This is a genomic window from Burkholderia sp. SIMBA_051, from assembly GCF_046534915.1.
Taxonomy (GTDB): domain Bacteria; phylum Pseudomonadota; class Gammaproteobacteria; order Burkholderiales; family Burkholderiaceae; genus Burkholderia; species Burkholderia ambifaria.
This window is the reverse complement of sequence record NZ_JAWRXS010000218.1, coordinates 1-276: the sequence shown is the minus strand read 5'-3', so window position 1 is coordinate 276 and position 276 is coordinate 1. Positions and strand designations below refer to the sequence as shown.

Annotated in this window: 1 protein-coding gene; it reads right to left on the bottom strand. The window is 67.8% G+C overall.

Annotation, left to right across the window (positions count from 1 at the left end; genetic code table 11):
• Window positions 1–276 (bottom strand): hypothetical protein (locus SB771_RS34255; RefSeq protein WP_410721949.1); only part of this gene is annotated, 276 nt, incomplete at both ends.

Genomic DNA, 276 nt, shown 5'->3' with positions numbered 1-276 from the left:
CCGAGAGCGGCGGCGGCATCTCGGCGCAGCGCGCTGAGCTGGCCGGCCAGCGCTTCGGCGATCTGCTGGTCTTCGGCGATGTCGTTCCGCAGTTGTTCGATGCGCTCATCGTCGCTGTCCAGTTCGAGCAACCGTGCGCTGCCGGTCTCGAGCAGCGCCAGGGCGTCGACGAGCGAGGGCCCATACTTACGCACGATGCTGTTCAATTCGGCGCGCCGCTCCTGAATGATCTCGAGTTCGCGCGCCCCGTCCTCGTCGAGCCCGGCCAGGTAGCTC